Origin of the sequence: Halorubrum halodurans (assembly GCF_002252985.1) — an archaeon.
Lineage (GTDB): Archaea > Halobacteriota > Halobacteria > Halobacteriales > Haloferacaceae > Halorubrum > Halorubrum halodurans.
Map to the genome: position 1 here is coordinate 53,425 of NZ_NHPJ01000131.1, position 11,324 is coordinate 64,748.

General features: G+C 72.7%; 15 protein-coding genes and 1 pseudogene. 10 read left to right on the top strand and 6 right to left on the bottom strand.

All coding sequences use genetic code 11. The annotated features are described in order from the left end of the window. Positions 1 to 19: 19 nt before the first annotated feature. Positions 20 to 181 (bottom strand): annotated as a pseudogene (locus tag DJ70_RS17975) (cupin domain-containing protein); the annotation flags it as partial. Between the two features lie 319 nt (positions 182 to 500). On the opposite strand from DJ70_RS17975, the gene DJ70_RS14895 reads away from it, so the two are divergent. Beyond that, positions 501 to 734, top strand: coding sequence for a DUF2249 domain-containing protein (locus tag DJ70_RS14895; protein ID WP_094534359.1), 234 nt, complete (start codon positions 501 to 503; stop codon positions 732 to 734). 62 nt (positions 735 to 796) lie between these two features. Here DJ70_RS14895 and DJ70_RS14900 read toward each other — a convergent pair whose 3' ends face one another. Then, positions 797 to 1,060, bottom strand: a complete 264-nt coding sequence (locus DJ70_RS14900; protein WP_094534361.1) for a hypothetical protein — start codon at positions 1,058 to 1,060, stop codon at positions 797 to 799. Further along, positions 1,053 to 1,325: a DUF2249 domain-containing protein gene (locus tag DJ70_RS14905; RefSeq protein ID WP_094534363.1), complete on the bottom strand. Its 273-nt coding sequence runs from the start codon at positions 1,323 to 1,325 to the stop codon at positions 1,053 to 1,055. Before DJ70_RS14905 ends, DJ70_RS14900 begins: the two co-directional genes overlap by 8 nt. 87 nt (positions 1,326 to 1,412) lie before the next feature. Here DJ70_RS14905 and DJ70_RS14910 point away from each other — a divergent pair, with 87 nt between their 5' ends. The 3 genes from DJ70_RS14910 to DJ70_RS14920 all read left to right on the top strand — a co-directional run bounded on the left by DJ70_RS14910 (position 1,413) and on the right by DJ70_RS14920 (position 3,785). After that, complete coding sequence (locus DJ70_RS14910) at positions 1,413 to 1,940, top strand: hypothetical protein (protein ID WP_094534365.1); 528 nt, start codon at positions 1,413 to 1,415, stop codon at positions 1,938 to 1,940. A 78-nt stretch (positions 1,941 to 2,018) separates the two neighbouring features. Beyond that, entirely contained in the window at positions 2,019 to 2,405 is a 387-nt protein-coding gene (locus DJ70_RS14915) for a DUF2249 domain-containing protein (RefSeq protein WP_094534367.1), read from the top strand. Between the two features lie 3 nt (positions 2,406 to 2,408). Then, positions 2,409 to 3,785 (top strand): hypothetical protein, encoded by a 1,377-nt coding sequence (locus DJ70_RS14920; RefSeq protein ID WP_094534369.1) that lies wholly within the window; start codon positions 2,409 to 2,411, stop codon positions 3,783 to 3,785. A gap of 9 nt (positions 3,786 to 3,794) precedes the next feature. On the opposite strand, the gene ddh is transcribed toward DJ70_RS14920, so the two are convergent. Continuing rightward, a complete protein-coding gene (ddh, locus tag DJ70_RS14925) occupies positions 3,795 to 4,727 on the bottom strand; it encodes a D-2-hydroxyacid dehydrogenase (RefSeq protein ID WP_094534371.1) in 933 nt (310 codons plus the stop codon). A 415-nt stretch (positions 4,728 to 5,142) separates the two neighbouring features. Between ddh and DJ70_RS14930 the strand changes: the two genes are divergently transcribed. The 3 genes from DJ70_RS14930 to DJ70_RS14940 all read left to right on the top strand — a co-directional run bounded on the left by DJ70_RS14930 (position 5,143) and on the right by DJ70_RS14940 (position 7,746). Then, positions 5,143 to 5,829 (top strand): TVP38/TMEM64 family protein, encoded by a 687-nt coding sequence (locus DJ70_RS14930; protein ID WP_094534373.1) that lies wholly within the window; start codon positions 5,143 to 5,145, stop codon positions 5,827 to 5,829. Positions 5,830 to 5,880: 51 nt separating this feature from the next. After that, on the top strand, positions 5,881 to 6,459 hold the full coding sequence (locus DJ70_RS14935) for a helix-turn-helix domain-containing protein (RefSeq protein WP_094534375.1): 579 nt from the start codon (positions 5,881 to 5,883) through the stop codon (positions 6,457 to 6,459). A gap of 63 nt (positions 6,460 to 6,522) precedes the next feature. After that, entirely contained in the window at positions 6,523 to 7,746 is a 1,224-nt protein-coding gene (locus tag DJ70_RS14940) for an HD domain-containing protein (RefSeq protein WP_094534377.1), read from the top strand. A 31-nt stretch (positions 7,747 to 7,777) separates the two neighbouring features. On the opposite strand, the gene DJ70_RS14945 is transcribed toward DJ70_RS14940, so the two are convergent. Continuing rightward, on the bottom strand, positions 7,778 to 8,179 hold the full coding sequence (locus DJ70_RS14945; protein WP_094534379.1) for a universal stress protein: 402 nt from the start codon (positions 8,177 to 8,179) through the stop codon (positions 7,778 to 7,780). 192 nt (positions 8,180 to 8,371) lie between these two features. Between DJ70_RS14945 and DJ70_RS14950 the strand changes: the two genes are divergently transcribed. The 3 genes from DJ70_RS14950 (at position 8,372) to DJ70_RS14960 (ending at position 10,867) form a co-directional block, all read left to right on the top strand. Next, a complete protein-coding gene (locus DJ70_RS14950; RefSeq protein ID WP_094534381.1) occupies positions 8,372 to 9,613 on the top strand; it encodes an HD domain-containing protein in 1,242 nt (413 codons plus the stop codon). Between the two features lie 76 nt (positions 9,614 to 9,689). Then, a complete protein-coding gene (locus DJ70_RS14955; RefSeq protein ID WP_094534383.1) occupies positions 9,690 to 10,154 on the top strand; it encodes a hypothetical protein in 465 nt (154 codons plus the stop codon). A 68-nt stretch (positions 10,155 to 10,222) separates the two neighbouring features. Then, entirely contained in the window at positions 10,223 to 10,867 is a 645-nt protein-coding gene (locus DJ70_RS14960; protein WP_094534385.1) for a thymidine kinase, read from the top strand. A 25-nt stretch (positions 10,868 to 10,892) separates the two neighbouring features. Here the strand turns inward: DJ70_RS14960 and DJ70_RS14965 are convergent. Then, positions 10,893 to 11,324 (bottom strand): RtcB family protein (locus DJ70_RS14965; RefSeq protein ID WP_143421053.1); only part of this gene is annotated, 432 nt, incomplete at its 5' end.

Here is an 11,324-nt window from a genome sequence, read left to right on the forward strand (position 1 = left end):
CCGCCGGAACACGGCCCGCTCAGCCGTCGGCCCGCTCCGCGAGGACGACGAGCGCGATCGCCGCCTCGACCGCCCGCGGCGAGACCTCCCGCGAGCCGTCGAACCGGGCGACGTCGCCGGCGCTCAGCTCGTGCTCCTCGCCGCCGACTCGCAGTTCGACGACCCCGTCGACCACGTAGAGGAGGACCCGCCTGTCGGGATGGGTGTGCGCGGGAACCGACTCGCCCGCCTCGAGCCGGAGACGGACCGTCTTCGGCTCGAGGCGGGGAAGACGGCGGCGTGTGGCGTCCCGTCGAGCTCCGCGAGGGACTCGACGGTCGTCACTCCGACCCCTCCCGGTCGGCCGGAGCGGTTCTCGACCGTCCCACGCGCGGCGGTCGGCGTCGCGAGTCCGCGGTTCGGTTCGTCACGGCCGACCGGAGGGGCGGCGACGAGGAGTCAGTGATCCCGAACCGGTTCGGCTCAAGGCCGATACGCCCGGTCGCCCTCACGGCGATCGCATGCCGACGCTCGACGTCCGCGAGATCCCGCCGATGAACCGCCACGATCGGATCCACGAGGTGTTCGGGGCCATGGAGCCCGGAGAGGCCCTGACGATCGTCAACGACCACGAGCCGAAGCCGCTGTACTACGAGATGGCCGCCGAGGTACCCTCCTTCGACGAGGACGGATACGAGGTGCGCCGGGAGGCGGAAGACGAGTTCGTCGCGACGTTCCCGAAGGTCGACGCGTAGCGACCGGCGGCGCGGCCGCCGGGTCTCGCTCCGGCCGGCGCGACGGGCGTCGCCCCGCGACGCTACGCGGTCTCGAGTTCGAGGAGCATCCCCACCGTCCGGCCCGTCTCCCGGTTCCTCCGTCCGGACTCCGCGAGCGCGGCCGTCGGTCCCGCGATCAGCTCGTCGACCAGGCTCGCCGCGAGCGCGCGAACGGTCTCCCGCTGCTCGGCGGTGAGCGTCCCGCGCGACTCGAGCGCGGAGATCGCCGCCTCGCGCTCGCGCCGTTCGATCCGGGCCGCCCGCCGCCGGAGTCGACGGAGCCGGTCGCGGTCGGTCTCAGGCATGGCGTATCTCGACGTACCACACCTCGGAGCCGTTCTCCCGGTCCGCCGTCGCCTCGCGTTCGAACCCGCGGCGGTCGAGGACGGCGTACAGCGGTTCGGGCTCGAAGCCGTTCACCAGCAGGAGCGACTCGTCGGCCGGGAGCCTCTCGAGTTCCGCCACGATGTGCTCGAACGGTTCCCCGTCGACGTCGCGGACGTCGAGCGTCCGGTCCGCCTCGGGTCGGCCTCCGCCGGGTCGTCCCGTCTCGGATCGGTCCGTGCGCATACCGGATCCCCGAACGGGACCGTGCTAGCCGTTCCCCCGAACGTCTTCGGGAGGAGGCGTAGGTGGACCGGTGCCGTACCCTGCGGCATGCGTGGGATCCCCTCACCGTTCGGCGGCGACGAGGCGTCCTTCGACGGCTACGACGAGTTCGTTCCCGACCGGCTGCCGGAGCCCGGTCCGTTCCTCGAGGGACACGACGTCCTGGAGGGACCGGACCACGCCGCGTTCCATCGGCTCACGCGGGCGCTCTTCGAGGAACGGACGGTGTACGACGTGACGTTCGACTACAACCTCGCTCGGCTGAACCTGGACGCCGGACATCCGGACGCGGGGTACCGCTACGCGAGGGAGTCCGGCGATCCGGCGACGCTGCGCGCGGAGTTCACGCCGACGACGCCCTTCTGTCCGCAGACGCACACGCTCACCGTCGGCTCGTTCAGGGCCTGGAACGGCCACACGGGCCGCCACGAGTACGACCTCGTCCGGGTGCGGGCGGCCCCGACGCACGACCGGAGCGCCGCGATCAACGAGCGGCTCGCCGCGGCCGAGGAGGCGTTCCGCGAGACGGGGGACGCGACGGTCGCGTCGACCGATCCGAACGACGCGCCGTCTTGAGCCCGGACGCCCGCGGTCGGGGCGGACCGGAACATCTTCGGGTGAACGCACTGGTGTGTCGACGCCGTACCGCGGGACATGCCCGACGTCACCGCGATCCTCGACCGGACGGGCGTCCCGGCGGACCGGGAGCGCGAGACGCTCGACGCGCGGGACCTCCCGCCGCCGCGGCCGCTCAGGGACACCCTGGAGCGGCTCGCGGCGCTCGACGACGACGTCGCGTTGATCCAGTTCAACGACCGCCGGCCGCGGCACCTCTACCCGCGGCTGGACGACCGGGGGTACCGCCACGAGACCGTCGAGGACGGCGGGACGGTCGTGACCGCGATCTGGACCGACCGGGACGCGGACGGATCGGCGGCGGCCGGGGGCGACTCGACCGCCGGCGACGACGTGCCGGCCGGAGACGACCCGGCCGCCGGCGACGACCCGACCGACGGGACGAACCGGACGGGAGAGAGGTGACGCGTGGGCGCCGTACCACGGGGGATCGACGCGGACCGGCGGCCCCCGATGACGGTCCCGTTGCGCCACTTCCTCGTCGCGCTCGCGCTGCTCGTCGCGGGCGTCGTGGTCGGCGCGGGGGCGTCCGCCGGCGTGGCTCCCGGACTCGCTCGGCTGGCGCACCTCCACCTCCTCCTGGCCGGCTGGGTCTGCGTCACGATCATGGGCGCGATGACGCAGTTCGTCCCGGTCTGGTCGGGCGTCCCGCTCCACTCGCGCCGGCTCGCGGACGCCCAGCTCGCGCTCGTCGTCGTGGGCGTGGCCGGGATCGCCGGGGGGCTCCTCCTCGCCCGCCCGGCGTGGGTCGCCCCGTTCGGGCTCGCGGCGCTCGCCGGCTTCTGGACGTTCGCGTACAACGTCGGCCGGACGCTCCGGCCGGTCGAGCGCTACGACGTCACCGAGCGCCACTTCCTCGTCGCGCTCGGGTTCGTCCTCGCGCTGTCCCTGCTCGGCGTCCTCCTCGCGGTCGGGTTCACCACGCCGGCGTTCGCCCGAGTCGGCGTCGAGCGAACGGGGGCGGTCGGGGCGCACGCGACCGTCGCGGTCTTCGGCGCGGTCCTGACGACCGTGTACGGAGCCCTCTACCAGCTGGCGACGATGTTCACGCAGACGTCGCTCCGCGGGATCGACCACGGCCTTCGGCGCGTCGAGGAGGTCGCCCATCCCGTCGGCGTCGTCCTCCTCGCGATCGGCCGGCTCGTCGCGAACGCACCGGTCGCGCGGACGGGCGGGGTACTCGTGGTCGCGGCGGCCGTCGCGGTCTGTGTCGTCCTCGCGCGGCGGCTGTCGGAGACGCGCGTGGATCCGACGCCGATGCACGCGCGGTACGCGGTCTTCGTCGCCGCGCTCGGGCTGTGGGCGCTCCTCGCGCTGCCGGCGTGGGCGGCCGACCCGCTGGCCCGCGAGCACCTCCTCGGGGCCGCGGGCGCCGGCCACCTGCTCGTGCTCGGCGCGATCGGGTTCGTCGTGTTCGGGACGCTCTACCACGTCGTCCCGTTCGTGGTGTGGGTCCACCGGTACAGCGACCGGCTGGGCGTCGAGCCGGTGCCGATGGTCGACGACCTCTACGACGACCGGCTCGCCGCCGTCGACGGGGTCCTGCTGTGCGTCGGGACGGCGCTGGTCGTCGGGGCGGACCTGCTCGGGATCGGCGGCGTCGCGTCGGCCCTCGGCGGGCTGTCGGTCGCGGCCGGGGTCGGCGCGTTCGTCCTCAACGTCCTCTCGGTGGTCGTCCGCCACGGAACGCGACCGATCGATCGGCTCCTCCTCGGATCGCTGTCGCCCCGGCGGGCGGCCGGCGACGATCCGGTCGACCCCGGCGACGCCTCCGGCGACGGGTGACCCGTCCCCTCAGACCACGCGGTTCACGAGCGACTCCCCCGCGATCGCGCGACGACGGTTCTCGCGCACGAGGTCGGCGATCCGCCGGTAGTAGTCGCGGGTCGCGGCCGCGGCGTGCGGCGTGACGATCACGTCGTCGCGGTCCCAGAAGGGGGAGTCCTCGGGCAGCGGCTCCGTCTCGAAGACGTCGAGGGCCGCGCCCGCGAGGCGGTCCGCCTCGAGTTCCTCGAGCAGTGCCGCCTCGTCGACGACGCCGCCGCGGGAGACGTTCAAGAGGTACGCGTCGTCCGCCATCGCCGCCAGCACGTCGGCCCCGATCAGGCCCCGCGTCGCCTCGGTCAGCGGGGTGGCGACGGCGACGAACCGCGCGTCCGCCACGGCGGTCTCGATCTCTGCCGGCGTGTACACCTCGCGGACGTGCTCGACGGGGGTCGGCGTCCGACGTACCCCGACGACGTCCATCCCGCAGGCGTCGGCGCGGGCGGCGATCCCCCGGCCGAGCGTCCCGAGGCCGACGACGCAGAGCGACTCGCCGGCGAGCGTGAACGGCTCGTCCCACGCCGGATGCGTCCACTCGCCGTCCCGCCCGCGGTCGCGGTAGCGGTGGAGCCGGCGGGCGAACTGGATCATGTAGCCGAGGACGGTCTCGCCGACGGCGTCGCCGTGGATCCCGGTGCTGTTCGTGAGCCGTATCCCCCGCGACTCGAGTTCGTCGAACGGGAACCGGTCGACGCCGGCCTGGATCGAGTGGATCCACGAGAGCCCCGCCGACAGGAACGCGTCCTCGTACGCGAACGTCACCAGCGCGTCGCACGCCTCGAGGTCGGTCCCGGAGCCGACGACGCGGACCTCGGAGCCGTCCTCCGAGTCGAGGGGCTCGCGAAGGACGGTCGGCGGAAAGATCAGGTCGACCGACTCGTGGATGCCGAGGGTGAACGTCATGCGACCGGCTACCGACAGCGGGGACAAATAGGTTGCTCCGGCGTCGGCGGATCGCTCAACTCAGGGTATGCTCTTATCAAAAATAGGCCCTCAGAACGAACATAACGACGAACGCGCTAACTGCACCCACTAATCCGACTTCAACTGAGCTGTCGCCAAGGACGACAAGTCCAATTAACGTGCCGATGGCGATGGCGAAACCAGATACGAGAGGACGACGAATGTTGGCCATTGTGGCACGTCTTCTGCCGACATTGAAAGTGGTTCCGAGTAATGAGAGCCTCCAATGCGCTCCGATTGTCAATACGCACTGGAGATACGACGATCGGCTCCGACGAGAACGGTCCCGTCGATCCCGCCGCGTCGACCATCGGTTTGATGACGAGCCGAGCGAACCCTCCGAGCACGCGTCCCCATGCGAGTGTTCAGATCGCCGGAGAGCCGCCGACGGACCCTCCTCGTAGCCGTCGGGCTGTTCGTCGCGTTCGCCGGGGCCTCCGTGCTCGTGCGCGAGTACGCCCCCTTCCTCACCGACGGTGCCGAGCTACGGGCGTTCGTCGCCGGGTACGGGCCGCTCGCGCCGCTCGTCTTCGTCGCGATCCAGGCCGCACAGGTGGTCGTGGCGCCGATCCCCGGACAGGTGATCGGGTTCGCGGGCGGCTACCTGTTCGGCGCGCTCCTCGGCACCGTCTACAGTCTGGTCGGCGTCGCGCTCGGGAGTTCGATCGCGTTCTGGCTGTCCCGCCGGTACGGTCGGCCGTTCGTCGAGGCCGTCGTCCGAACGGACGCCATGGACCGGTTCGACGCGTTCGTCGGCGAGGCCGGCCTACCGGGCCTGTTCCTCGCGTTCCTGATTCCGGGACTGCCCGACGACCTCCTCTGTTTCGCGGGCGGGCTGACGGACGTTAGGCTCCGCCGGCTCGTCGCCGTCATGGTCGTCGGTCGGACGCCGGCGTACGTCGTCGTCACCCTCTCCGGATCGAGCCTCGCGAACGGTGACCTCCGAGCGTCCCTCGTCCTGCTCGCGGTGCTCGTCGGATCCGCCGTGGTGGGGTACCGGCGCCGCGAGCGGATCCTGTCCGCGCTCGAGCGGCTCGGGTGATCCGACCGCCGGCCCGCCAGGTTTTACCGCGCCGGGGGTGCTACGTGGGGTATGCCAAAGTACTCGACGGGCGGCGGAGGCGGCGACGACGACGGCGACGCCTGCGAGCTCTGCGGACGCGAGACGGGCAACCTCCAGCGGGCGAACGTCGCGGGCGCACGCCTGCTCGTCTGCTCGAACTGCCGCCCCCACGACGACTCGAGACGGGGGTCGGGCGGCGGCGGTGGCGGCTCCGGCGGCGGACGCGGCGGGAGCGGCTCCGGCGGTGGCGGCTCCGGCAGTCCCGGCGGCGCGGACGGGAGCGACGGCCCGCGCAGCCGCACACAGGAGATCGCCAACAAGCAGGCGAAGATGTACGACGCCGCGACGGGCGACTCCTCCCACTGGGAGGAGGAGGGGACGAACTACGAGGAGGACCGGCTCCCGTACCTCGTCTCGGGCTACGGCGACGTGACGACGGAGGCGCGGCAGGAGGCGGGACTCACCGTCGAGGAGCTGGCCGCGGAGCTCGGGATCGACGAGGACGACCTGCTGGCGATCGAGGACGGGCGGGCGGCGACCGCCGGCGTCGGCGGCTCCGTCGTCCGCGCGGTGGCCGAGCGCCTCGACGTGACGCTCGTCGACGAATGACCCCCGTCGACGAACGAAGGGCGGGACGAACGAAGGCGGGCGACGAATGAGGACGGTCGACGAATGAACGCGATCAAGGACAGCGTTCACGGTCACGTCCGGCTGGACCCGGTCGCGACCGAGCTGATCGACACGCCGGCGTTCCAGCGGCTGCGCCACATCAAACAGCTGTCCACGGTTCGGCTCGTCTATCCCTCCGCGAACCACACCCGCTTCGAGCACAGCCTCGGCGTCTACCACCTCGCCCGGCAGGCGCTCGACGGTCTCGGTCTGGACCCCGACACCGCCGCACACGTCCGGGCGGCCGCGCTGCTCCACGACGCCGGCCACGGCCCGTACGGCCACCAGACCGAGGGGATCATCCGGCGGCGGACCGGCCGCGACCACGACGACGTCGAGTGGCTCCTGACCGATCCCGACCGGGAGGTCACTCGCGTCCTCGAGCGCAACGGCCTCGATCCGGAGCGGGTGACGGCGTTGATCGCGGGCGAGGGCGGCGTCGGCGCGCTCGTCTCGGGGGAACTCGACGTCGACCGCATGGACTACCTCGTGCGCGACGCCCACCACACGGGCGTCCCCTACGGCACCGTCGACACCGGGCGGCTGGTGAACGAGCTCCGGCTCGTCGGGGGCGGGAACCGTCCGGACGGCGGGGGGAGCGACGCCGACCCCGACCCCGCGAGCGCCGACCTCGTGCTCGCCGAGGGGAACGTCGCCACCGCGGAGAGCCTGCTTTTGGCCCGATCGCTGATGAACGCGGTCGTCTACCGCCACCACGTCTCCCGCGTCGCCGGCGCGATGCTCGAGCGCGCCTGCGAGCGCTACCTCGACCGGACGGAGACGGACGTCGAGCGCTTCCGACGGATGGCCGACCACGACCTGCTCGTCGAACTCCGCGAGCACGTCCCGGAGCTCGGCCGGCGGATCGAGCGGCGCGACCTGTACAAGCGGGCGGTGTGGGCCGGGCTGGGCGAGGTGCCCGCCGGCACCGTCGACGCCGACCACGCGGCGGCGCTCGCGGCCGAACGCGAGATCGCCGACCGCGCGGGCGTCGACCCGAAGCGCGTCGTCGTCGACGTCCCGTCGCGACCGGGGCTCAAGGAGTCCGACTCCGCCGTCGTCGTCGACGGGATCACCCAGCGGCTGTCGGACGCCTCCGAGCTCGTCGCCGGGATCCGGGCGGCGGAGCGCGGTCGCTGGCGGCTCGGCGTGTACTGTCCCGCCGAGCACGTCGACGCGGTTCGCGAGGCCGCCCGCGGCGTGCTGGGCCTCCGGATCGCCGAGTGATCGGAACGCGTATCGGTTCCGCGCGCGACGCTCACTCGGCCGTCGGCTTCGGGACCGTGATCACGGGGCGGTCGCTCGAGAGGATCACGTCCTGGGTGACGCTCCCGAAGACGGCCTTCCCGCTCGGGCGGCGCTTCCGCCCGGAGACGCAGATCGCGTCGGCGTCGACGTCGTCGGCGGCGGCGACGATCTCGGGACCGGGATCGCCGCTCGCCTCGTGGTGAGCGACCGTGACGCCCGCGTCCGCGAGCGCCTCGCGGGCGCGCCTGACGGCCGCGAGCTGGTTGACCGACGCCCCCTCGGGGTTGTCCGTGAACACGTGACAGAGGTGGGCGGTCACGTCGGCTTCCGCGCCGGGGAGGTCCGCGACCGCGCGCGCCTGGGCGGTCGCTCGCGCCTCGTCGTCGTCGATGGCGATGAGCACGTCGTACATACTCCACGCTCGATCGCGGGGGATAATAAACGGTGCCGACGGTTCTCGCGCCCGTCGACGGTTGCGACGACACCCACGGCCGCACCGACACCCACGGCCGCACCGACACCCACGGCCGCACCGACGCCGACGGTCCCGTTCCCGATCGGTCCCGACGCCCGCGTTTTTAACCGATCCCGACGAAGGGCCCGCATGACCACGGTCAAGGACACCGTCCACGACCACATCGAGATCGACGGCGTCGCCGCCGCCCTCCTCGACACGCCGGCCGTCCAGCGGCTGCGCCACGTCAAACAGCTCGGCACCGTCCAGCTCGTCTACCCCTCCGCGAACCACACCCGCTTCGAGCACAGCCTCGGCGTCTACCACCTCGCCCGACGGGCGCTCGACGGTCTCGGCATCGAGGGGCGGCAGGCCGACCGGATCGAGGCGGCCGCGATGCTCCACGACGTCGGGCACGGCCCGTTCAGCCACAACCTCGAGTCGCTCACGTACCGCCGGACGGGGAAGTACCACGACGACGTCGCGGAGCTGCTCGCGGGCGGCGAGGTGGGCGCGGTCCTCCGCGATCACGACCTCGATCCGGAGGAGGTCGCCGGGATCGTCGCCGGCGAGGGGACGTACGCCGGCCTCGTCTCGGGGGAACTCGACGTCGACCGCATGGACTACCTCGTGCGCGACGCCTACCACACGGGCGTCCCCTACGGGACCATCGACACCGAACGGTTCGTCCGGGAGCTCACCTTCGTCGAGGGGGTCGGATCCGGGGGTGACTCCCCCGCCCTCGTCCTCGACGAGGGGAACGTCCAGACGGCGGAGAGCCTGCTGCTCGCGCGCGCGCTCATGAACCCGGTCGTGTACACCCATCACGTCGCGCGGATCTCGAAGGCGATGTTGCGCCGGGCGGCCGCGGAGCTCCTCGAGGCGACCGCGACGACCGCGGCCGAGCTGCGACGGATGGACGATCACGACTTCCTGGCGGCGATCCGTGACTGCCCGGCGACGGCGGAGCTCTCGCGGCGGTACGACGAGCGCGACCTCTACAAGCGGGCGGTGTGGGCGGAGTACGACGACGTCCCCGACCGCGTCCACGACGCCGACCACGCGACCGAGCTGGCGCTCGAACGCGAGATCGCGGCGGAGGCCGGCGTCGCCCGCGAGGACGTGATCCTCGACGTCCCCGCGGAGCCGTCGATGCGCGAGTCGACCGCGCGGGTGACGGTCAACGGCGAGGTGCGACGGCTCGAGCGGCAGTCGCCGCTCGTCTCCGCGCTGCGGGTCGTCCAGCGGAACCAGTGGCGGCTCGGCGTCTACGCGCCGGACTCCGCGACGGACCGGGTCGGCCGGGCGGCCGCCGGCGTGCTCGATCTCGACCCGGACGCGCTCGTGATCGAGGTGCGGAAGGCGATGCCGACGACGCTCGACGAGTTCTGAGCGCCGGCGCGGGGGGCGGCGGTCGCGGTCGGGTCGCGGGCGACGGGGTCAAGCCGATCGCGACCCTAGCCCGGACATGGTCGCGTTCTCGCTTCTCGCCGGCCTCGTTGTCGGCCCGACGGTCGGACTGCTCGCGACGCTCGCGATGGATCCCGTGATGGCGCGGCTCCCCGAGGGGGAGACCGCGCCGAAGGTCGCCGCGAGCGTGCTGACGGGGACCGCCGTCGACGACGCCCCGGACCGGCTCGCCGCGTGGGTCCACTACGTCGCCGGCGGCGGCTCCGGACTGCTGTTCATCGGCCTCGCGGCCGGGATCGAAACGCTCGGTGCGGGACCGGCCGTGGCGCTCGCGGCGGCGGCGGTCGTCATGCTCGGCGCGATGACGGGGTTCTTCGCGCTCGTTCCCCTCCCGCGGGCGACGGGGCTTCCGCGTCAACGACTGCGTCGGGTCCGGCGGGACTGGACCGTCTCGGCGGCCGCGTACGTCGTCGCCGCGGCCCTCCTCCTCGGCGTCGCGGCCGCGCTCGGGGCGGGGGCGTGATCGGTCGCCGTGCTCCGGGAGCCGGCCGGAGAGAAACCGTTTAGTCGCTGGATCGACCCGCTGTGTTCATGCACGCGATCACCCAGTCCGGGTGGGTCGAGGTCATCTCCGGCTCGATGTTCTCGGGGAAGACCGAGGAGCTGCTCCGCCGGCTGCGCCGCGCGGAGATCGCCGGCCAGTCGGTCGCCGTCTACAAGCCCGCCGTCGACGACCGCTACGGCGAGACCACGATCGGCACCCACAACGGCCGCCAGTGGGACGCGACCGTGGTCGACAACGAGGGTGACGGCCCGCTGGCGATCCTGGACCGTCCCGACGCCGAGGTCGTCGCCGTCGACGAGGCCAACTTCTTCTCGGACGCGCTCGTCGAGGTCTGTAACGCGCTCGCCGACCGCGGCTCGCGGGTGATCGTCTCGGGGACGGACCAGACGTTCCGGGGCGAACCGTTCGAGCCGCTGCCCCGACTCATGGCGACCGCCGAGTACGTCGACAAGCTCCGGGCGATCTGTACGGTGTGTGGCGAGCCCGCAACCCGGAACCAGCGGCTCATCGAGGGCGAGCCCGCCCACGTCGACGACCCGACGATCCTCGTCGGCGCGGAGGAGTCCTACGAGGCCCGGTGTCGCGACTGCCACGTGCTCCGGACCGGCGAACGGGAGGAGTGGAGCGAGCGTCCCGAGCGGATCGGCGGGGAACGCGCGGCCGACGAGTGAGTCGGAGCGTCTCCCGGCGGGTCGCTCACCCCTTGACGTTACACACCGGGAACGTGCGGGCGACCGTGTCGCCGATGCCGAGGTCGTCGCTGACGCGGACCACCTCGTCGACGTCCTTGTACACGCCGGGCGCCTCCTCTGCGACGGTCGCGCCCGACTGGGCTTTCACGTAGATCGCCTGCTCGCGTTCGAGGTCGTCGGCGACGTCGCCGCCCCAGAACTCCTGTTTCGCCTGCGTGCGGCTCATCAGCCGACCGGCCCCGTGCGCCGTGGAACCGAACGAGACCGATAGCGACTCCGCGCCGCCGCGGAGCACGTACGACCCCGCGCCCATGCTGCCGGGGATGATCACGGGCTGGCCGACCGAGCGGTACGCCTCGGGAACCGCCTCGTGGCCCGCGGGGAACGCCCGCGTCGCCCCCTTCCGGTGGACGTACAGCTCGCGGTCGACCGCGCC

What these genes read in the sequence shown, in the direction of transcription:
- DJ70_RS14895 (WP_094534359.1), top strand. Translation starts at nt 501, where the DNA reads ATGCCGACGCTCGACGTCCGCGAGATCCCGCCGATGAACCGCCACGAT.
- DJ70_RS14900 (WP_094534361.1), bottom strand. Translation starts at nt 1,060, where the DNA reads ATGCCTGAGACCGACCGCGACCGGCTCCGTCGACTCCGGCGGCGGGCG.
- DJ70_RS14905 (WP_094534363.1), bottom strand. Translation starts at nt 1,325, where the DNA reads ATGCGCACGGACCGATCCGAGACGGGACGACCCGGCGGAGGCCGACCC.
- DJ70_RS14910 (WP_094534365.1), top strand. Translation starts at nt 1,413, where the DNA reads ATGCGTGGGATCCCCTCACCGTTCGGCGGCGACGAGGCGTCCTTCGAC.
- DJ70_RS14915 (WP_094534367.1), top strand. Translation starts at nt 2,019, where the DNA reads ATGCCCGACGTCACCGCGATCCTCGACCGGACGGGCGTCCCGGCGGAC.
- ddh (WP_094534371.1), bottom strand. Translation starts at nt 4,727, where the DNA reads ATGACGTTCACCCTCGGCATCCACGAGTCGGTCGACCTGATCTTTCCG.
- DJ70_RS14930 (WP_094534373.1), top strand. Translation starts at nt 5,143, where the DNA reads ATGCGAGTGTTCAGATCGCCGGAGAGCCGCCGACGGACCCTCCTCGTA.
- DJ70_RS14935 (WP_094534375.1), top strand. Translation starts at nt 5,881, where the DNA reads ATGCCAAAGTACTCGACGGGCGGCGGAGGCGGCGACGACGACGGCGAC.
- DJ70_RS14940 (WP_094534377.1), top strand. Translation starts at nt 6,523, where the DNA reads ATGAACGCGATCAAGGACAGCGTTCACGGTCACGTCCGGCTGGACCCG.
- DJ70_RS14945 (WP_094534379.1), bottom strand. Translation starts at nt 8,179, where the DNA reads ATGTACGACGTGCTCATCGCCATCGACGACGACGAGGCGCGAGCGACC.
- DJ70_RS14950 (WP_094534381.1), top strand. Translation starts at nt 8,372, where the DNA reads ATGACCACGGTCAAGGACACCGTCCACGACCACATCGAGATCGACGGC.
- DJ70_RS14955 (WP_094534383.1), top strand. Translation starts at nt 9,690, where the DNA reads ATGGTCGCGTTCTCGCTTCTCGCCGGCCTCGTTGTCGGCCCGACGGTC.
- DJ70_RS14960 (WP_094534385.1), top strand. Translation starts at nt 10,223, where the DNA reads ATGCACGCGATCACCCAGTCCGGGTGGGTCGAGGTCATCTCCGGCTCG.